The organism is Magnetospirillum sp. XM-1, from assembly GCF_001511835.1.
GTDB lineage: Bacteria > Pseudomonadota > Alphaproteobacteria > Rhodospirillales > Magnetospirillaceae > Phaeospirillum.
Genome location: NZ_LN997848.1, coordinates 174,309 through 193,537 on the forward strand (window position 1 = coordinate 174,309; position 19,229 = coordinate 193,537).

The 19,229-nt window shown below is 63.4% G+C and carries 16 protein-coding genes and 1 tRNA gene; 10 read left to right on the forward strand and 7 right to left on the reverse strand.

Annotated features, from left to right (window positions below; translation table 11 throughout):
• The first annotated feature begins 119 nt into the window (after positions 1–119).
• The 6 genes from XM1_RS00865 to XM1_RS00890 all read left to right on the forward strand — a co-directional run bounded on the left by XM1_RS00865 (position 120) and on the right by XM1_RS00890 (position 5,618).
• On the forward strand, positions 120–800 hold the full coding sequence (locus tag XM1_RS00865) for an SCP2 domain-containing protein (protein ID WP_068428302.1): 681 nt from the start codon (positions 120–122) through the stop codon (positions 798–800).
• Positions 800–1,807 carry a peptidase U32 family protein gene (locus tag XM1_RS00870; protein ID WP_068428307.1) on the forward strand — a complete coding sequence of 336 codons (1,008 nt, stop codon included), beginning with the start codon at positions 800–802 and terminating at the stop codon, positions 1,805–1,807. The genes XM1_RS00865 and XM1_RS00870 overlap by 1 nt, the downstream gene beginning before the upstream one ends.
• A complete protein-coding gene (locus XM1_RS00875; protein WP_068428311.1) occupies positions 1,804–2,709 on the forward strand; it encodes a U32 family peptidase in 906 nt (301 codons plus the stop codon). The genes XM1_RS00870 and XM1_RS00875 overlap by 4 nt, the downstream gene beginning before the upstream one ends.
• Positions 2,710–2,820: 111 nt before the next feature.
• Entirely contained in the window at positions 2,821–3,831 is a 1,011-nt protein-coding gene (locus XM1_RS00880) for a hypothetical protein (protein ID WP_068428314.1), read from the forward strand.
• A gap of 50 nt (positions 3,832–3,881) precedes the next feature.
• Positions 3,882–3,957 (forward strand) — tRNA-Ala (locus XM1_RS00885).
• 194 nt (positions 3,958–4,151) lie between these two features.
• Entirely contained in the window at positions 4,152–5,618 is a 1,467-nt protein-coding gene (locus XM1_RS00890; protein WP_369816055.1) for a DUF6538 domain-containing protein, read from the forward strand.
• A 236-nt stretch (positions 5,619–5,854) separates the two neighbouring features.
• Here the strand turns inward: XM1_RS00890 and XM1_RS22955 are convergent, their stop codons facing one another.
• The 3 genes from XM1_RS22955 to XM1_RS23785 are packed head-to-tail and all read right to left on the reverse strand — an operon-like array spanning position 5,855 to position 7,283.
• Positions 5,855–6,370 carry a GNAT family N-acetyltransferase gene (locus tag XM1_RS22955; RefSeq protein ID WP_082700309.1) on the reverse strand — a complete coding sequence of 172 codons (516 nt, stop codon included), beginning with the start codon at positions 6,368–6,370 and terminating at the stop codon, positions 5,855–5,857.
• 8 nt (positions 6,371–6,378) lie between these two features.
• Positions 6,379–6,675, reverse strand: coding sequence for a DUF1778 domain-containing protein (locus XM1_RS00895; RefSeq protein ID WP_068428319.1), 297 nt, complete (start codon positions 6,673–6,675; stop codon positions 6,379–6,381).
• A gap of 2 nt (positions 6,676–6,677) precedes the next feature.
• Complete coding sequence (locus XM1_RS23785) at positions 6,678–7,283, reverse strand: DUF6538 domain-containing protein (RefSeq protein ID WP_156428602.1); 606 nt, start codon at positions 7,281–7,283, stop codon at positions 6,678–6,680.
• 408 nt (positions 7,284–7,691) lie between these two features.
• Here XM1_RS23785 and XM1_RS00905 point away from each other — a divergent pair, with 408 nt between their 5' ends.
• Positions 7,692–8,042, forward strand: coding sequence for a hypothetical protein (locus tag XM1_RS00905; protein ID WP_068428324.1), 351 nt, complete (start codon positions 7,692–7,694; stop codon positions 8,040–8,042).
• 12 nt (positions 8,043–8,054) lie between these two features.
• Here the strand turns inward: XM1_RS00905 and XM1_RS00910 are convergent, their stop codons facing one another.
• A complete protein-coding gene (locus XM1_RS00910) occupies positions 8,055–8,690 on the reverse strand; it encodes a recombinase family protein (RefSeq protein ID WP_068428327.1) in 636 nt (211 codons plus the stop codon).
• 105 nt (positions 8,691–8,795) lie between these two features.
• Here XM1_RS00910 and XM1_RS23790 point away from each other — a divergent pair, with 105 nt between their 5' ends.
• The 3 genes from XM1_RS23790 (at position 8,796) to XM1_RS24760 (ending at position 14,381) form a co-directional block, all read left to right on the forward strand.
• The gene (locus XM1_RS23790) at positions 8,796–9,083 is read left to right on the forward strand and encodes a hypothetical protein (protein WP_156428603.1); all 288 of its coding nucleotides are present in this window, start codon (positions 8,796–8,798) and stop codon (positions 9,081–9,083) included.
• A gap of 551 nt (positions 9,084–9,634) precedes the next feature.
• Entirely contained in the window at positions 9,635–9,892 is a 258-nt protein-coding gene (locus tag XM1_RS00915; protein ID WP_068428329.1) for a hypothetical protein, read from the forward strand.
• A gap of 157 nt (positions 9,893–10,049) precedes the next feature.
• Positions 10,050–14,381: a hypothetical protein gene (locus XM1_RS24760; protein WP_156428604.1), complete on the forward strand. Its 4,332-nt coding sequence runs from the start codon at positions 10,050–10,052 to the stop codon at positions 14,379–14,381.
• A 199-nt stretch (positions 14,382–14,580) separates the two neighbouring features.
• Here XM1_RS24760 and recA read toward each other — a convergent pair whose 3' ends face one another.
• The 3 genes from recA to flhB form a co-directional block, all read right to left on the reverse strand.
• Positions 14,581–15,660, reverse strand: coding sequence for a recombinase RecA (gene recA, locus XM1_RS00925; protein WP_068428333.1), 1,080 nt, complete (start codon positions 15,658–15,660; stop codon positions 14,581–14,583).
• Between the two features lie 123 nt (positions 15,661–15,783).
• A complete protein-coding gene (locus tag XM1_RS00930) occupies positions 15,784–18,174 on the reverse strand; it encodes a PAS domain-containing sensor histidine kinase (RefSeq protein ID WP_068428334.1) in 2,391 nt (796 codons plus the stop codon).
• Positions 18,158–19,225: a flagellar biosynthesis protein FlhB gene (gene flhB, locus XM1_RS00935; RefSeq protein ID WP_068428335.1), complete on the reverse strand. Its 1,068-nt coding sequence runs from the start codon at positions 19,223–19,225 to the stop codon at positions 18,158–18,160. The genes XM1_RS00930 and flhB overlap by 17 nt, the downstream gene beginning before the upstream one ends.
• Positions 19,226–19,229: the final 4 nt, after the last annotated feature.

The following is a 19,229-nucleotide window of genomic DNA, read 5'->3' on the forward strand; positions in this document are numbered from 1 at the left end:
ACTGGAGCTTGTGCGGTCTTCTCGTCCACTGCCCCTTCTCGTCCTTTGCTTGACGGCGGTCAATGAGGGGGGCTATCACCGCTCGGCAGAATGCCTGTCTTGAAAGAGGGCCGCACATCATGACGCAAGCACATGCCAGAACCGGGACCACGCCGGTAACGCCGCCGTTCTCGCCGGTGCTGCTGTTGGGCATGGCCTTGAAGCCGTTCCGCCCGGCGGCGCTGCAGCCGTTGTTCGACGCCATGCTGAAGGTGATCCGCCGCCGCCATCCCGACATCCTGGAGCGCATGTCCGACTACGCCGACAAGGCGGTGTGCATCGATCCCGTCGACCTGCCCTTCGTCATCCTGCTCGAGCCCAACCCGGAAGACCCGCGCCTGACCGTGCGCCGCTCCATCGAACCGGGCGAGGTGGCCGCCACCATCCACGGGCCGCTGGAGCTGCTGATCGCGCTCGCCGAGGGCAAGGTGGACGGCGACGCCCTGTTCTTCTCGCGCCGGCTAGTGATCGAGGGCGACACCGAGGTGGTGGTGGCGCTCAGAAACGCCATCGACGGCGCCGGCATCGACCTGATCGAGGACATCAGCCTGGAACTGGGCCCGCTGGCCCGCCCGTTTCGCGGTCTGGCCGGCGCGGCCATCGGCCTGATGGGCCGCATGCGCGAGGATTTCGAGACGCTGCGCGCCGCCATCATCGCCCCGGCGGTCAAGGACGTCACCAACCAGGGGGCGCGCATCGCCGAATTGGAGGGCGAGTTGAAGCAACTGCGCAAGGCGGCCCGGCGCGGAGGCGCGGCCTGATGGCGTCGGTTACCTCCCCCGTCCGTCCCGAACTGGTTTGCCCGGCCGGCACCCCGGCGGCACTGCGCAGCGCCGTGGACGCCGGCGCCGACTGCGTCTATGTGGGTTTCCGCGACGAGACCAACGCCCGCAATTTCCCCGGCCTCAACTTCAACCGCAAGGAACTGGCCGAGGGCATCGCCTATGCCCACGAGCGGGGCGCCAAGGTGCTGGTGGCCATCAACACCTTCCCCCGCGCCGGCAGCCCAGAGATCTGGCATCAGGCGGTGGCCGACGCGGCCAAGCTCAAGGCCGACGCCGCCATCCTGGCCGATATCGGCCTGATCGCCCACGCCGCCCAGGCCCATCCCGAGCTGCGGCTTCATCTCTCGGTCCAGGCCGCCGCCTCCAACCCCGATTCCATCCGCTTCTACGCCGAGCGGTTCGGGGTCCGCCGCGTGGTGCTGCCCCGCGTGCTGACCGTCCAGGAGATCGCCGCCGTCAACGCCCGCATCGCCCCCGTCGAGACCGAGGTGTTCGTGTTCGGCGGATTGTGCGTCATGGCCGAGGGGCGCTGCGCGCTGTCGTCCTACGCCACCGGCCAGTCGCCCAACATGAACGGCGTCTGCTCGCCGGCCGGCGAGGTGCGCTACACCGAGACCTCCCAGGGCATCACCTCGGAGCTGGGCGGCTTCACCATCAACAAGTTCGCCCACACCGAGCCGGCCGGCTATCCCACCTTGTGCAAGGGCCGCTTCATCGCCAAGGACAAGGCCAGCTATTTGTTCGAGGAACCCACCTCGCTCAACACGCTGACCATGCTGCCCGACCTGATCAAGGCGGGCGTCACCGCCTTCAAGATCGAGGGCCGCCAGCGCGGCCGCGCCTATGTGGCCGCCGTGGTCCAGGCCTTCCGCGCCGGCGTGGACGCCGTCATGGAGGGAAGGCCGCTGCCCGACATCGACCTTGACCGCATCACCGAAGGCGGCAAGCAGACCACCGGCGCCTACGAGAAAGCTTGGCGATGACCTCTTCCCCCAAAATCACCCTCGGCCCGGTTCTGTTCAACTGGGCGCCGGAGAGCTTGCGCGACTTCTACTTCCGCATGGCCGACGAGGCGGACGTGGACACCGTCCACGTGGGCGAGGTGGTATGCTCCAAGCGCACGCCGTTCTTCGAGCCCTTCATCCCCGAAGTGGTCGAGCGCCTGACAGCGGCGGGCAAGGAAGTGGTGCTGTCGTCGCTGGCCCTGATCATGAGCGACCGCGAGATCGCCCAGGCCCGCGACCTGGCGCAAAGCGACGGCATCCTGGTGGAGGCCAACGACATCTCGGTGGCGGCCCTGATGCAGGGGCGCCCCTTCGTCGCCGGGCCGCTGCTCAACATCTACAACGAAGGCACGCTGGCCGCCCTGGCCGCCATGGGCGCCGCCCGCGTCTGCCTGCCGGCCGAACTGTCCGCCGACGCGGTGACCGCCCTGGCGGCCTCCACCGCCATGGAGACCGAGGTCCAGGCCTTCGGCCGCCTGCCGCTGGCCATCTCGGCGCGCTGCTACGCCGCCCGGGCCCGCAACCTGTCCAAGGACGGCTGCCAGTACGTCTGCGCCGACGATCCCGACGGCATGGCGGTGGAGACCCTGGACGAGGTGCCCTTCCTGGCGGTCAACGGCACCCAGACCATGTCCTATCACACCATGGACCTGCTGGGCGACGTGGCCGGGCTGGCGGCGCGCGGCATCGGGCGCTTCCGCCTGTGGCCGCAGACCTTCGACATGGTGGCGGTCGCCGCCCTGTTCCGCGCCGTGCTGGCCGGCAAGGTCGAACTGGAGGACGCCGAGAACCGGCTGGCCGCCCTGTGCCCGGGGGCCGAGTTCGCCAACGGCTACATCCACGGCCGTCCCGGCCATCTCTTCATTGAAGCGGAAGATTGACCACCTCTTGTTCATGAGCGCGCAGCCCGGCATACTGTATTAGCCGTAATTTTGGCTTTTCGGGATGGTGGCGCGGCCTTGGGGGGCGCCCACCTGGGGTGAGCGACATACATGGCTGATGATGGCAAGGGCAAGGATGCAGAGGCGGTCGAGGGCGAAGTCTCCTTCGAGCACAAATTCTTCACATCCTTCGAGGACCTCTATTTCCGACTGACCGATTCGGGCGAGCCCGTGGCGGTGCTGAAGCTGGCCACCAACGAGGCGGTGCTGTCCTTCGACGGCATCAAGCGCGAGTTCGGGATGAAGGAGGACCAGCACGATTTCAAGATGCTGGACAAGGTGGCCGAGGGGCTGCAATTCGTGCGCGGCCTGCGCCCCGGCGACCGTCTTCCCAAGGAAGTCACCACCCGCGAGGCGTCGTGGGAACCCCAGGATCGCCACCGCCGCATCGCCTATCAGCGCCTGACCATGCAGTTGGTCACCTGGCTGACCGGCAACGAGCACGTGATCAGCAACGTCTCGGAACTGGCCCAGGTGGCCGACGACCCCCAGGTGAAGAAGAACGTCCAGCTGGCCTTCACCGAGGCCGCCGAGGAATTGGGCCTTGGCCGCGAGAACCGCGACGAGGTGGTGCGCTACATCGAGACCCTGGCCAAGGAACTGGCCTATATCGAGGCGCTGCGCGACACCTACGGCGAGGTGCAGAAGATCGACGAGAAGCTGCAGGGGCTGCGGCGCATCTATGGCGCCGACCGCTCCATGATCGAGACCACCGACCAGGTCGGCCGCCTGTCGCAGCGGGCGCTGAAGGTCTTCCAGGACTATTTCGACCAGGTGGACGCCCAGACCGGCGAAATCCTGGCCATGCTGAAGAACATCGACAACCAGATCGGCTATATCCGCCAGGTGCGCGACGCCCTGCACTGCCGCCTGCTGCCGTGGGAAGACTTCATCCAGGTCTGGAAGACGGTCTTCGTGGTCCGCTCGGACGACAACACCAACAAGATCAGGGACATCTACCAGTTCCTGGCACCCCGCTACATGCAGTTCAACGACTGGGTCCTGGTGACCAAGCGCGGTATGCAGAAATCCAAACCCCTCGGCGGCCAAATGCGCTGGTAGGGCGCTTGACAGGCCCGCTTGATTTGAACATTATCCCGCTTCCCGTTTTCGGGGCCGTAGCTCAGTTGGGAGAGCGCCTCGTTCGCAATGAGGAGGTCAGCGGTTCGATCCCGCTCGGCTCCACCAAAAAGCACCAACACATTGATTCTGTTGGTAATTTTCAACAGGCCGGTGAGAAATCATCGGCCTGTTACGATTCCACGCTACATAACGAGCCATCACAGCCACCCGGAAAGCCGCACAAATCCTCGGTTTTTCGAGGAAATGACTGTCACATAACGGCGTCACATAATGGCTCCACCAAACCACGTCGTCGCCGTCTGACCGGCCTATGGCTTCGGGGTTCGGTGTGGCAGTACCGGGTGGCCGTTCCGACCGATCTCAGGCCCAAACTGGCCCGTTCAGACCTGAATAGGTCACTGGGCACCTCGAACTACTATGATGCGGTCAGGATGGCCCGGAAGGTGGCCTTTCAGGTCGAATGTCTGTTTGATCAGGTCCGATCTGGTGAACAGGTCCAGGTCGATTTCGGTGGTGGTGATCATGCTGAACCAGAGCAGGCATCGACCATCACCATGGATGTCGATGAGGTTGCTCGGATCATCGCAGACCGGATGATCGCAACGACCGTTCAGCCCGAACCAAGCGTCCAGCCCCCTGCGGAAAAGACGATCAAGGATGTATATCGTCTTTATCTGGCCGACCCAGGTCGTGTCCGTCGTTCGGGCAAAACCCTGATTGCATACGAGTCGATCTACGGCCTGCTGATCGAGTTGATCGGAGAGAACACCCCAATCAGTAAGGTTACCCGTGAGGTCTGCCGTGATGTCCTTGATACACTCCGGTCCATGCCCGCCAATGCCACCAAAAAATATCCAAAGCTTTCGTCGCGGGAAGCTGCCGAAAAGGCCCGCAAGGAAGGGTTGCCGATGATCAGTTCCGCCACCGTCAACGGCTACACCAACAAGCTTTCGTCCTTGCTCAACTGGGCAGCCAACGAGGGATATCTGGACAAGAATCCGGCCAAGGGTTTGAAGGTCGTCGATGTGGTCAGGAAGAAGGACAAGCGGCTTCCATTTGCACTGTGGCAACTCCAGAAGATTTTCAATGCCCCCCTATTTCGTGGATGCGTCAATGATGCTGCTGGCTACGCCTCACCGGGAAAGGATCGCCCAAAACGGGGACGATTCTGGGTGCCGCTGATCGCCCTGTATTCGGGCATGAGATTGAATGAAATCTGTCAACTCAATGTCGAGGATGTGCAGGTGATCGATGGGGTTCACTGCTTCATCGTCACCACCGACGTGCAGTCGGGAATCAACGACAAGAAGATCAAAACCGACAATGGTGAACGGGTCGTTCCGGTCCACCCGGAACTCATTGAAATTGGATTCATCGACTATTTTGTCGAACGCCAAAAGACCCGGCACTCGAAGCTGTTCCCCGACCTCAGCGTGGCAAAAACCGGCTACTACAGCGATACATTTTCCAAGTTCTTCGCCAGCTTTCTGGGCAAGACTGCCGCAAAGGCCCCCCGCACATCGTTTCATTCATTTCGGCACAATTTCAGGGACGCCCTGCGGGAGGCCCGGCTTGATCGTGAAATCGGGCTGGCCCTCGGTGGCTGGGCAGGCGACGGGAAGGGCGATGAAGGAGCAGAGACCGCCGATAATTATGGCCGAGGATACAAGGCATCTACCTTGTTCGAAGCCATCTCACTGATCCGATATGACCTGGACCTTCAGCATCTGAAGCTGCCTGATATTCAAGCTTTCGCCGAAGGGTGAAAATCAGCGTCAGAAAAGAACGCAGCGGCAATCGGATCAGATCGAGTGTGGCAATTCACGGTGCTGTGATGCTGGGGTAACTCGTATCGGGTGGGCGTGGGTGCCTCCGCTACGCTCGGCACCACACGGATGCTCGTTCACCAGACACCTTGCCTTCGGCTGCGGGTCTGGATGCACTTCGCATCAATCGCTACCACTTCGAAAATCTGAAGCCCCCCCGATTGGGTAGAGCATCGCTATTTCCGAACCTCCCCGGCATCCAACGATGCCGCGATATCAGCGATGGATCGAAATAGAACCAACTGATCATCCTTGGACGGCAAAAACCCACGTCGCCGCCAAAACGATGCGGCATCGGGATCAATGGCGTTCACTATCAATGCCCTCCCGCCGATCAGCTTCGCCCCCTGAACACAGCGGGTTAGGGCGTGGGCCAGTAGCCCGGTACCGATGCCCTGACCGGCCCATCCCTGGTCGGTCGCCAGTTGGCCCAAAAGCAGACATGGCACTGGGTTCGGTGGTTGCCCGGTCTTGATCGATCTGGGCATAGCGGTCGGGAGCACCGCCGTGGGTGCCAGCCCATAATAGCCAATCACTCGGCCCGCATCATGGACGACCATGACGACGGTGAAGCCTCTTTCTTGGTTGGATAGGGCACGGGTTTTGAGCCAATGATCGAGAGCAGGCTTGCCGCAGGAAAATTGCGATACGTCGTGGCCTGCGTTTAAAGGTTCGGGGGCTGACAACGCCATGGCAGCAATCAACCCTGGCCGCTGCCCTGATCCCATGGTGCAGGTCGCCGCAGAACCTCGACCATGGGGGCCACTACGGTGGCCGGTGCCGACAGTACGGCCATGAATTCGGCGAACCCTTCCTGGCTCATGCGAATCAGGCCGGACTCCATCAGGACTTCTTCAGCCGCTCGCACCGCTGCTTCACGCACAAAATCCGTCCGCGACCTACCGCGTAGTCCCGCCGCCCGATCAATCAGGGCGATGTCGGTGTCGGGCAGTCGCATGGACAGCGGATGATCTTTGCGATGGGCGGTGGGGGCCATGATCAGACTCCTGTGGACCGATCATCAATATGAGCCAGCGTAGTGCGTTTTGCAATACAACAAAGGCGGCGAGCAACCTCATCGACATCCATGGTGATGGTCGATGCCTGCTCTGGTTCAGCATGATCACCACCACCGAAATCGACCTGGACCTGTTCACCAGATCGGACCTGATCAAACAGACATTCGACCTGAAAGGCCACCTTCCGGGCCATCCTGACCGCATCATAGTAGTTCGAGGTGCCCAGTGACCTATTCAGGTCTGAACGGGCCAGTTTGGGCCTGAGATCGGTCGGAACGGCCACCCGGTACTGCCACACCGAACCCCGAAGCCATAGGCCGGTCAGACGGCGACGACGTGGTTTGGTGGAGCCATTATGTGACGCCGTTATGTGACAGTCATTTCCTCGAAAAACCGAGGATTTGTGCGGCTTTCCGGGTGGCTGTGATGGCTCGTTATGTAGCGTGGAATCGTAACAGGCCGATGATTTCTCACCGGCCTGTTGAAAATTACCAACAGAATCAATGTGTTGGTGCTTTTTGGTGGAGCCGAGCGGGGACGGGTTGGATGTCTGCATCGTGGGCATCCTGGTCTGGATGGTGATCATCCCCCGAGCATACCCCTATTTCGCCACCTGAGCCTTGATCTTGGCGGCCATAAACCGGTTGGCTTGGGCCAGCTTTTCGGCTCCCCCAAGGCATCCCCATGAATACAACCCCAATGATACATTGAAGTAATCACGCAGAAGACGGCGACAAATACTTATATCACAAAGTATAAAAATAAATTGCCGTCTGCTCTCTTGCGTCACATCATCTCCACATCAACCGCGAGTTTGAGGAGAAAAATTGACGAACCATAAATGCAAGTGACACAAGACACGAACTAACGACGTTAAGCACAATTAACGTACAGATATGCAGGACGGAATTTCAAATGAATTAATTTGGATATCGACCGTGCTTGTCTGCGAATTACCAAAATAGACAGAACGTAACTTTAATGGAGTATCAGAATGCTAAGCATACCAGACATCAGAGGGGAACACTTCTGCGTTATCAAGGAATCTCTTGATGCCATCGACATCACATCAAGCGAACTAGACAAGTCTAGTTTATGTTGGGAAATTTCTAGCTACATCACTCGTAAATCCAAAGATATTGGCGATGAACTTGTCGAACTCGGGAGCAACACGCTGTCTGCTGTTGAGTCCCTGGATGACAAGGAAGTTGCCACGCTATTGGCTCTGCTCCAGGGCTATGCCTTGGCGGCAAATGCTGGCTCTCCAGCCAGGGTTTGGGATGACTTCATCTGGGATGTGTATGGCGAAAACTCCGACCACGCGGAATCCATAGGCAGACGCTGAGGTTTTCTCACGTTAAACGGACGGGATTTTGGCTGCCGAATCAGCCGGTACGGCAGCCACTTCTCCCATCTGGGCCTTGATCTTAGCAGCCATGGCCGGGCTGATTTTTGCCAGTTTGGCGGTTTGCCTCAGACTGGTTCCCGCCGCGAGCAAACCCTTGGCCTTTTCGATCTTGGCCGGATCAGTGGGTGGGCGACCCAACCGAACACCAGAACTCCTGACCCGTTGAAGGCCACTTTTGACGCGGGCAGTGATCAGACTGCGTTCAAAATCACTGAAGACCGACAGCATCCCAAACATCGCTTTGCCGCTGGCGGTCGATGTGTCCAGACCCTGTTGGGCCAGGAACAAATCAACCCGCTGTTCGCGAAGGTCGTCCATGAACAGCACCAAATCCCGCAGGGATCGACCCAGCCTGTCCACCGCCCACGCGGCCACCAGATCGAACTCGTGACGGGCCACCCCCTTCAGAAGCCGGTCAAATCCAGGCCGCTGATCACGACCCTTGCTGCCACTTATTCCTTGATCGGTGAACTCGGCCACGACCTCCCACTCCATCCGATTCGCAATCCGATGAAGTTCTTGAAGCTGGTTCTCCACGGTCTGGAAATCCGTCGAAACCCGAGCATATAGGGCGACCCGCTTCATGGTGATTCTCCACGATAACTGCGGACATTATAAAGTAATCGCGTCGAATAGTTAATATGCCGAAGTAAAAAAAGAAATTGCCAGATCGAACGCTGATTTGAGACAATGGCAGTTATGAACAATAAACCAAGAAAAACAGCGAACACCATTGCCATTCTGGCGTCAGATTGCACTGGAACTCGTAAACGCATCCAGCATCGCCTGGAAAAGCGTGCAAACATGCTCACCCCGGTCGAGCGTGACTTTCTGATGTCGATGTTCGACCGGCTGGCGTTCACGAACACCATGACGGAGAAACAGTGCCACTGGTTGCTGTCGATCTTGGAACGCACCGATACCAACAACCTCAAAACGGCCAAATCTGGTCCGGGACACGCGACTGATCGTCCGTGATAAATAACTCTGAGGACTGCTGATGCGGTCCTCGACATAGGGCTTTGGAAAACAGCGGAAGGGATGCTTGGGCATCAGGAACGCGATGAGACGGTTGGACCCGACCGCCGACGGCAGACGAAATGGACACCAGGAATGGCGATTAAGTTTCTGCTTCACCGTCGCTAAAAAAGAGATTGCACAAGGATGGTGCTCTGCGAACAGATGCAACACCATTACCGATGGGGTGCCGTCCGATTGCCGCATTCCCTCCTTTGCGGCGGCTCAGTCCCGGCCTTTCTGACCTGGGGCAGATCAGATCACGTCACCCTCGATCCGTACTCGCGGAAAAGCGGGCCGATGGCTGTTGCTGTAGGAGCTGTTGGGCATGGGACCGAATATTGCTCCACCCCGGATTTCTCCCGTCCGATAAAGGTATCTCGTGGAGTCAGGCTTGCGCGGCGGCAGACCGCTTCCCGGTTCGGGACTTGTCGCCTGGCCAAAAAGCATGCGCCCGACAGCCTGGATGTGGCAGAGTTGAATGGCGCCTTTCCCCGTGTTGGAGGCTCGAAATGCGGTACCTGCTTGCGATGTTCCTGGTTCTGAGCGCCTATCCCGCCATGTCCCAAACTCCAATGGGCAACGTCAGCCGGACGATCACCGAGAACGCCGTACAATCGACCAGCGATGCCGTGGGCAAGGCGGCTGCGGCCGAACAGCAACAATCCGAAGCGGCCAAGAAAAAGGCGGCCGAGGAGGCGGAAAAGAAAGACCGAACCGCCGGAGAGCAAAAGCCGCCCCTTCCCCCGACGCCGCCCCTTTCCAAATAGAGAAACCTGACGGAATCCCCGGACCCGCCGGGCCGTCGCAAGGCGGCGCGGGCCTGTTCTGCCGCCACGGATTCCCGCCAAGCGTTAACCCGACGTTATGACCACGTCTGTTATTCGGTGAAGGTTACGGCTTTCCCTGAACTGGAAGTGCTGCTCCGTGGTCTCGCCTGTCTCATTCCTGACAGCCACACAAATCTCCGCCCTTACGGTGACGGCGGTGCAGTCGCTGTCGTCGGCGTCGCTGACCGCTCTGAACGCGACCCAGGTCCAGGCATTCACCGTCACCAACATCCAGGCGCTGTCCTCCACCCAGATCGGGCAGTTGGGCACCACCCAGGCGGCGGCGCTGACCACCACCCAGATTCATGCCCTGACCCCCGGCCAGATGGGCTTCACCCCCACCCAGCTGTCGATCCTGAGCGCGGCGCAGGTGGACGCCTTCGACGCCGCCGAGGTCGCGGTGCTGTCCAGCCTGCAGATCAGGGGCCTGACCGTCACCGAGGTGGGGGCGCTGAACACCACCCAGGTCGCTGTCCTGGCCTCGACCCAGTTGGGGGCGCTGACGGCCTCCCAGGCGCGCGGCCTGAGCTCCACCAACCTGAACATCATCTCGACCACCCAGTTGGCCGGCATCACCGCCACCCATCTGGGCGCGCTGAACACCACGCAGATTTCCAGCCTGAACACGACGCAGCTGGCCGATCTCACCACCACCCAAGTGGCGGGCTTCTCCACCACCGGCATATCGGGCATCTCCACCACCCAGCTGAACGCGCTCAGCTCCACCCAATTGGGCGGATTGACGAGAACCCAGGTCGCCGGGTTGAGCTCCACCCATGTTTCCGCGTTCGACACCACCCATCTCAACAGCCTGACCGCCACCCAGATCGGCGGATTGACCGTCACCCAGGTCCGTTCGCTCAGCACGACGGTGGTGGCCGACCTCACCTCGACCCAGGTTGCGGCGCTGTCCGCCGCCCAGGTGGCGGCGCTGACCACCACCCAGGTGGCGGGGATCGAGACCACCGACGTGGCGGCGCTGAGCACCACCCAGATGGCGGCGCTCGAACGCACCGACCTGGGCGTCATCTCCACCACCCAGCTGGCCAGCCTGGCGACGACCCAGCTGGCCGCGCTGACCGCCACCAACGTCACCGGCCTGACCACCACCCAACTGGCGGCGGTCTCCACCACCCAGGTCGCCGGCCTGGCCTGCACCCAGATCAGCATGCTGACCGCCACCCAGATAGGCGGATTGACGACCACATCCCTGGCGGCGGTGTCCACGGCCCAGTTGGGCCAGTTGTCCGCCACCGCGCTGCGCGCCCTCAGCACCACCCAGGTCGGCGTGCTTTCCACCACCCAGGTCGCCGGCCTGCCCATCAGCCAGCTGGCGCTGCTGACCACCACGCAACTGGCGTCCATCTCCACGACGCAGCTGGCGGCGCTTACCGCGACCCAAATGGTGCGGCTGACCCAGACGCAGGTGGCCGGCCTGACCACCACCGAGGTGGGGCTTTTGTCCACCACCCAGATATCCGCCCTGAGCGCCGCCGGCATCGCCAGCCTGAGCACGGTGCAATTGGGCAGTTCCTCGACCACCCAGATCGCCGCGCTGACCGTGACCCAGATCGGCGGCCTGACCCTGACCCAGATCTCCGGCCTTTCCACGTCGCAACTGGCGGCGGTGTCCACGACCCAGCTGAGCCGGCTGAGCGTCACCCAGCTGCGCGGCCTGACCACCACCGAGGTCGACGCGCTGTCCACCACGCAATTGAGCGGGTTGACCGCCACCCAGTTCAGCAGTCTGACCGCTTCGCAGTTGGGCGTGGTCTCCACCACCAGCCTGGCGACGCTGTCCACCACCCAGTTGGGCGGGTTGTCCTCGGGCGTGCTGGTGGGGATGACCTCCACCCAGCTCTCCAACCTGACGACCTCTCAGATGGCGGGGCTGACGACCGCCCAGACCCGGGGCTTTACCGCTACCCAGTTGGGATCGTTCACCACCACCCAGATTGCGGCGCTGTCCACCACCCAGGTGGCCGGATTGAGCACCACACAGGTCAACGGCCTGTCCACCACCACCCTTGACGCGATGACCACCACCCAGCTGCGCTCGCTCAGCGTCCTGCAGGTGGCGGCGCTGTCGTCGTCGGGTCTGGCCGGATTGACCACCACCGACCTGACCTCCTTTACCGCCACCCAGGTGAGCGGGCTGGAAGCCACCGACATCTCGGCACTGGCCGGCACCCAGATCGCGGCGCTGCTGACCACGCAGCTGGCGGCGCTGACCGCAAGCCAGATGAGCGCCATAACGACTTCGGTGGTCGGCGCCCTTTCAACCACCCAGGTCGGCAGCCTTACCATCACCCAGGTCGGGGCGCTGACCACCCCTCAGATGGCGGTTCTGGACACCACCGATCTGGCCCAGTTGTCCACCACCCAGCTCGGCCGGCTAACCACGGCTGTCGCCGCGTCCCTCAGCACCACTCAGTTGAGCGGCCTGTCGTCGACACAGGTGGGCGGACTGGCCGCCGCTTCGTTTGCCGCCTTGAACACCACCGACCTGGCATCGCTCACCACCACCCAGATCACCGGAATCGGCGCCTTCCAGCTGGTCGCCCTGACCGCGACCCAGGCGGCCGGGCTGACCACCACGGCACTTTCGACATTTTCCACCACCCAGATGGCCGGGCTGTCCGTCACCGGCCTGGCCGCGCTCTCCTCCACTCAGCTGAACACCGTCGCCTCCACGCAGCTCGCCGCCTTGACCAGCACCCAGACGTCGCGGCTGACCGCGACCCAGGTGGCGGCCCTGGACACCACGTCCCTGAGCGCGCTGACCAGCACCCAGGCGGCCGCCCTGACGACCACCCAGGCGGGAGGGCTCACCACCACCGGCATCGCCAGCCTTTCCACCACCCAGCTGGGCAACCTGCGGGCGACGGTGCTGGGGACACTGGCCACCACCAAGGTCGCGGCACTGTCGACCACTCAGGTCGCCGGGCTGACCACCACCGCCGTTGCGGCGCTAAGCGCCACCGGCATCGGCGCCTTGACCACCACCCAGTTGGGGAACCTGGCCACCACCCAGCTGGCGGCGATCAGCGGCGGCAGCATTCGGGGGCTCAGCACCACCGAGTTGGGAGGGCTTTCCACTACCCAGGTGGGAGGATTGACCCCGACCTTGCTCGGCTCGCTGACAGCCACCCAATTCAACGGGTTGTCCACCACCAACCTGGCGACGCTGTCCTCCACCCAAATGGGCGGACTGATCGGCGTGCAATTGTCCGGCCTGTCGACGACCATGGTGGGGGGATTGTCCACCACCGGTCTGGTCGGACTGACCACCGTCCAGTTGCGGACCCTGACCACCACCACTCTTGAAACGCTGAGCACGACCCAGTCCGCAGCGTTGAGCAGCACTCAGACGGCCGCGCTGAGCGCTACCCAGGTCGGCGGACTGTCCACCACGACCCTGGCAAGCCTGTCCACCACACAGATCAACGGCCTGTCCTTGGGCAGCATCACCACCTTGTCCTCCGCCCAGCTCGCCGGCCTGAGCTCCAACGCCCTCGGGGCCTTCAGCACCACGGGCATCGGCTCGCTCAGTTCCTCGGCGGTCGGCGGACTGACCACCACCCAGCTCACCGGGCTGACGACCACCCAGCTGGCACGGATCAGCACCACGTCGGTGAAGTCCCTGTCCACCACAGCCCTATCCAGCCTCAGCACCACCCAGCTGACCGGCTTCGGCGCCACCCAGGTCGCCACCCTGACCACCACCCAGATCGGCGGCCTGACCTCCACCGAGACGCAGGCGCTGACCACCACCCAGATTTCCGCCCTGACCGCCACCAGCATGGCCGGCCTCAACACCACCCAGTTCTCGGCACTGACCACCACGCAGGTGGCGACCCTCAGCGCGGCCCAGGCCCGGGGGCTGGATTCCACGGATTTGGGCACCCTATCCACCACTCAGCTGGGCAGTCTTACCGCCACGGTTCTCGGCTCGGTGGTCTCCGCCGCCGTCGCCGGACTTAATTCGGTATCCCTTGCCGCCCTCTCCACGACCCAGGTCAGGGGCTTGGCCGCGACCGTCATGGCGGTGATCAACACCAGCCAGCTGCAAGGGCTGACCAGCACCCAGGTCGCATCGCTGACCAGCACCCAGATTCGGAGCTTTACCTCGACCGCGATCGGCGGATTGTCCTCGACCCAATTGAGCGTGGTGACCTCGGCCCAGCTGAGTGCCCTGACCACGACCCAATTGGCCGTGCTGACGTCGACCAGCGTGGCCGGTCTCAGCACCACCCAGATCGACGGCCTGACCGCCACCCAGACGGCGTCCATCTCGTCGGCCAACGTTGCGGCGCTGTCCACCACCCAAATCCTGTCGCTGAGCAGCACGCAGGCCGCCGCGCTCAACGCCACCCAGGTCGCGGCCATGAGCACCACCCAGATCGACAGCCTGGTGTCGCTGTTCTAACAGGCTGCGGAAAAACTCCGCTGCGCGGCCGGGCTATCGCCCGAACCCATTCGGAGGCCCAGCCTTCCAAGCCTCCGGTTTCTTTTTATTTCAACGGAAACTGGCGCAGATTTAGGGCCGTTTCCACCCGTCACGATAAAGGCCACCCGCCTTTCGACGGGTGGCCCTTTCTATCGCGGCGGACGGATGCCCCTTGGGATTATTCCTCGACCGGGGTGCCGTCCAGATCGCCGGGACCGCCGGCCAGGGCCTCGGAAATGAGACCGGCATTCTGGCGGATGACCCCTTCGATCTCGGCGGCCATGGCCGGGTTGTCGCGCAGGAACTGCTTGGCGTTCTCGCGGCCCTGGCCGATGCGGGTGGAATTGTAGGAGAACCACGCCCCCGACTTCTCCACCACGTTGGCCTTGACGCCGAGATCGATGAGCTCGCCCATCTTGGACACGCCCTCGCCGTACATGATGTCGAAATCCACCACCTTGAACGGGGGGGCCAGCTTGTTCTTCACCACCTTGACGCGGGTCTGGTTGCCCACCACCTCGTCGCGGTCCTTGATGGCGCCGACCCGGCGGATCTCCATGCGCACCGAGGCGTAGAACTTCAGCGCGTTGCCGCCGGTGGTGGTTTCCGGGTTGCCGAACATCACGCCGATCTTCATGCGGATCTGGTTGATGAAGATGACGATGGTCTTGGACTTGGACACCGAACCGGTCAGCTTGCGCAGCGCCTGGCTCATCAGGCGGGCATGCAGGCCCATGTGGTTGTCGCCCATCTCGCCTTCCAGCTCGGCGCGCGGCACCAGGGCGGCGACCGAATCCACCACCAGGACGTCGATGGCGCCCGAACGCACCAGGGTATCGGCGATTTCCAGCGCCTGCTCGCCGGCGTCGGGCTGGCTGATCAGCAATTCGTCCAGATTGACGCCCAGCTTGCGGGCGTAGACGGGGTCGAGCGCATGCTCGGCGTCGACGAAGGCGCAGGTGCCGCCTTTTTTCTGGGCCTCGGCGATGACGTGCAGCGCCAGCGTGGTCTTGCCCGAGCTTTCCGGCCCGTAGACCTCGATGATGCGCCCGCGCGGCAGGCCGCCGATGCCAAGGGCCACGTCCAGGCCCAGCGACCCGGTGGAGATCACCTCGGTCTCGACCACCTGGTCCTTCTGGCCCATCTTCATGATGGAGCCCTTGCCGAACGCCCGCTCGATCTGGCTGACGGCGGCTTCCAAAGCCTTCTGTCTATCCATGGTATCCTTGTCCACGAGACGCAACGCAGCCTGAGACATGGCCGTTCCCCTTCATCTATCCCGAACCGGGCGGTTCCGCAATGAGGATTACGGTACACGAACGAGATGAGAACGCAAGGGGAATTGTTCGCGTTTGTTCTTATTGAGTTCCCTGAACGGTTCCTACCCCTCTTCCATCACCTGCTTCACCGCCCCGGCCAGCTGTTTCAGCGAGAAGGGCTTGGGCAGGAAGTGGATGCCGGCATCGGGGTCGATGCCGTCGCGGGCGACGTCCTCGGAATAGCCGGAGATGAGGATGACCTTGATGGCCGGGCGCTCCATGCGCACGAAGCGGGCCAGCGTCACGCCGTCCATGCCGGGCATGACCACGTCGGAAATCAGCACGGCGATGGGCTCGCCGCCGTTCAGGACCTCCATGGCCTGTTCGCCCGAGCGGGCCTCGATCACCGTGTAGCCCTTGTTGCGGAGCGCGCGGGCGCCGAACAGCCGCACGGCGTCCTCGTCCTCGACCAGCAAGATGGTGCCCGAGCCGGTAAGGTCGGCGCCGGAGGCTTCGGCCTGCTGGGTGGGGCGCCGGGTCTCGGCCGCCGGGTCGGCGTCGATGCGCGGCAGGTAGATGGAGAAGGTGGCGCCCTGGCCGGGCTCGGATTCCACGAAGATGAAGCCGTCGGTCTGGCGCACGATGCCGTAGACGGTGGACAGGCCCAGACCGGTGCCCGCCCCCACCTCCTTGGTGGAGAAGAACGGCTCGAAAATGCGCGCCAGGTTTTCCTTGCCGATGCCGGTGCCGGTGTCGATCACCTCGATCAGCACGTAATCGCCGGCCGGCATCAGTTCGGGGCCGCGCTGGACCGGCTGGTCCACGTGGACGGCGTTGGTGCGGATGGCGAGGGCCCCACCGCCCGGCATGGCGTCGCGGGCGTTGACGGCGAGGTTGATGATGACCTGATCGAACTGGCCGGGATCGACGCGCACCAGGCCAAGCGCGCGGCCGTGGGTCATGCGCAGTTCGATGGTCTCGCCCAGCAGGCGGCGCAGCAGGTTGGAGAGTTCCGCCAGGGCGTCGGTGACGTTCAACAGGCGCGGCTGCAGCGCCTGACGGCGCGAGAAGGCCAGCAGCTGGCGCACCAGCGAGGCGGCACGGTTGGCGTTCTGCTTGACCTGCATGATGTCGGCGAAGCTGGGATCGCCCGCCCCGTGACGCTGCAGCAGCAGGTCGCAAAAGCCGATCATGGCGGTGAGCAGGTTGTTGAAGTCGTGGGCCACGCCGCCGGCCAGCTGGCCCATGGCCTGCATCTTCTGGCTCTGGGCGAACTGCATTTCCAGGTTGCGCTGCTCGGTGGCGTCGATGAAGTGGATGACCAGACCCGAGATGTCGCCGTCCTCGTGGCTGGGGCTGACGAACAGTTGGGCGATGAGGTTGCGCCGCCCTTTCAGCCGCACCTCCAGATGGGTGCCGGGCGTCGAGCCGGCGATGACCTTGCCCAGCTGTTCCGAGGCGGCGGCGCGATTATCCTCGGCGATGACGTCGATCACCGGACGGCCCACCATGTCGTCGCGGTCGATGCCCAGCATGGCCTGAAGCGCCAGATTGCAGGCGCCGATGGCCCCGTCCAGGTCCACCAGGGCGATGCCCACCGGCGCGTCGTCGAACAGCCAGCGGAAGCGGCGCTCGGCGGCGCGCAGCGCCTTTTCCCATTGCTGCTCGGGCACCAGATCGCGCACCACGACCGAGCGGGTGAACATCTCGCCGCCCTCGTCAAACACCGAATGGGCGACCAGGGCCTGGAAGACCTCGCCCGACCGGCCGCGCAGGCGCAGTTCGGCGCGCTCCTCCTCGGGATTGGGCACGGTGCCGAACACCTCGGCCAGATTATGGCCGACGATCTCGTCGCCGCTCTTGCCCAGCCATTCGGCCAGACGCTGGTTGACGTAGCGCACCGTGCCGTCGGCATCCGCCGAATAGCAGCCCACCGGCAGCAGGTCGACGAAGTCGGAGAGAAGTTCGTTCTCGCGCCGCAGGGTCTCCTCGATGGCGCGGCGCGGACTGATGTCCTCGATGGTCCAGGCCACCGCCTGAGCGCTGCCGGCCGGCCGGACCTCCAGCGCGAACCACTCGCGCCCGCCGCCGGCCGAGACCACGCTGACCTCGGTGCGCCGGGGCGCGCCCACCGCGGCCGCCGCGTCCAGGCGCTCCAGCTCGGCCAGGGCGCGGTCGTCGTCCGCGGCCCGCGCCTTGAGCGGGGCCAGGGGGTCGGCGGCCCCTCCCAGCAGGCGGCGCGCCGCCTGATTGCGGTACAGCTCGCGCCCGTCGGAGGCCGCCACCAGCACGGCGCGGCTTTCCGAGTCCAGCGCCCCGGCCAGGACGGACGCGTCGCCCGCCGGACGGCGGCGCCGGCGCAGCAGCACCCCCCCCGACACCGCCGAGACCAGGACGCCGGCGGCGATGGAAGGCCAGCCGGCCTCGGCGATTCCCAGCAGCGCGGTCCCGGCCACCGAGGCGGCCAGGCTGAGGACCAGCGGGGAGGGAATGAACTCAGTGCGCAATTTCACCCTTCAGCTTCATGACGTAGCCGATGATTTCCGCCACCGTCTTGTAGTGCTCCGGGGGGATTTCCTCGTCTAAGTCCACGGTGGCGTAAAGGGCGCGGGCAAGCGGCGGATTCTCGACGATGGGCACCTCGTTCTCGGTGGCGAGGTCGCGGATGCGCTTGGCGATCAGGTCGACGCCCTTGGCCACCAGGACGGGAGCCCCCATGGAATCCTGGTCGTATTGCAGCGCCACGGCGTAATGGGTCGGGTTGGTGACCACCACGCTGGCCTTGGGCACCGCGGCCATCATGCGCTGGCGGGCGCGCTGCATGCGCAACGCGCGCAGGCGGCCCTTGATCATGGGGTCGCCTTCGGTCTGCTTGTGCTCGTCCTTGATCTCCTGCTTGGTCATCTTCATCTGCTGGTTGAACGACCAGCGCTGATAGAACCAGTCGGCGGCGGCCAGGGCGAAGACCAGCAGCACCACGATCATGATCATGGCCAGCACCTGATGGCGCAGGTATTCCATCACCGCCATCAGCTCGAGCGCCGCCAGGCCGGCGTATTCGCTCATATGCGATTTCAGCACCAGGAAGATGACGAAGCCGATGGCGCCGACCTTGAACACGGATTTGACGAACTCGACCAGATTGCGGCCGGAGAAAATACGCGTGATGCCCTTCATGGGGCTCAGCTTGGTGAAGTCCATGGTCAGCTTGTCGGGCAGGAACATCAGCCCGCTCTGGGACATGGCGGCGGCGACGGCCAGGACCATCAGCAGCATCATGGGCATGATCAGGATCTTGATCATGCTGACCGTCACCTCGGCCAGCAACTGCCCCACGTCGGGCTGTTCCATGGGAAAGGCGTGGGGATGCTCGATGAAGGGGAGCATCAGGCGCTGGACGTCCTGGGCCATATAGGGCGCGAACAGGGCGACGATGGTCAGCGAGCCGACCAGACCGGCCCAGATCTTCACCTCCTGGGAGGTGGGAATGTTGCCCTGCTCGCGGGCCTGGCTCAGTTTTCGGTCTGTTGGCTCTTCTGTTTTGTCTTCGGCGTCGTCGGCCATGCTC

What these genes read in the sequence shown, in the direction of transcription:
- XM1_RS22955 (WP_082700309.1), bottom strand. Translation starts at nt 6,370, where the DNA reads ATGGCGTTGTCAGCCCCCGAACCTTTAAACGCAGGCCACGACGTATCG.
- XM1_RS23785 (WP_156428602.1), bottom strand. Translation starts at nt 7,283, where the DNA reads ATGATCACCATCCAGACCAGGATGCCCACGATGCAGACATCCAACCCG.
- XM1_RS00910 (WP_068428327.1), bottom strand. Translation starts at nt 8,690, where the DNA reads ATGAAGCGGGTCGCCCTATATGCTCGGGTTTCGACGGATTTCCAGACC.
- flhB (WP_068428335.1), bottom strand. Translation starts at nt 19,225, where the DNA reads ATGGCCGACGACGCCGAAGACAAAACAGAAGAGCCAACAGACCGAAAA.
- XM1_RS00870 (WP_068428307.1), top strand. Translation starts at nt 800, where the DNA reads ATGGCGTCGGTTACCTCCCCCGTCCGTCCCGAACTGGTTTGCCCGGCC.
- XM1_RS00880 (WP_068428314.1), top strand. Translation starts at nt 2,821, where the DNA reads ATGGCTGATGATGGCAAGGGCAAGGATGCAGAGGCGGTCGAGGGCGAA.
- XM1_RS00865 (WP_068428302.1), top strand. Translation starts at nt 120, where the DNA reads ATGACGCAAGCACATGCCAGAACCGGGACCACGCCGGTAACGCCGCCG.
- XM1_RS00875 (WP_068428311.1), top strand. Translation starts at nt 1,804, where the DNA reads ATGACCTCTTCCCCCAAAATCACCCTCGGCCCGGTTCTGTTCAACTGG.
- XM1_RS23790 (WP_156428603.1), top strand. Translation starts at nt 8,796, where the DNA reads ATGGCAGTTATGAACAATAAACCAAGAAAAACAGCGAACACCATTGCC.
- XM1_RS00895 (WP_068428319.1), bottom strand. Translation starts at nt 6,675, where the DNA reads ATGGCCCCCACCGCCCATCGCAAAGATCATCCGCTGTCCATGCGACTG.
- XM1_RS00915 (WP_068428329.1), top strand. Translation starts at nt 9,635, where the DNA reads ATGCGGTACCTGCTTGCGATGTTCCTGGTTCTGAGCGCCTATCCCGCC.
- XM1_RS00905 (WP_068428324.1), top strand. Translation starts at nt 7,692, where the DNA reads ATGCTAAGCATACCAGACATCAGAGGGGAACACTTCTGCGTTATCAAG.
- recA (WP_068428333.1), bottom strand. Translation starts at nt 15,660, where the DNA reads ATGTCTCAGGCTGCGTTGCGTCTCGTGGACAAGGATACCATGGATAGA.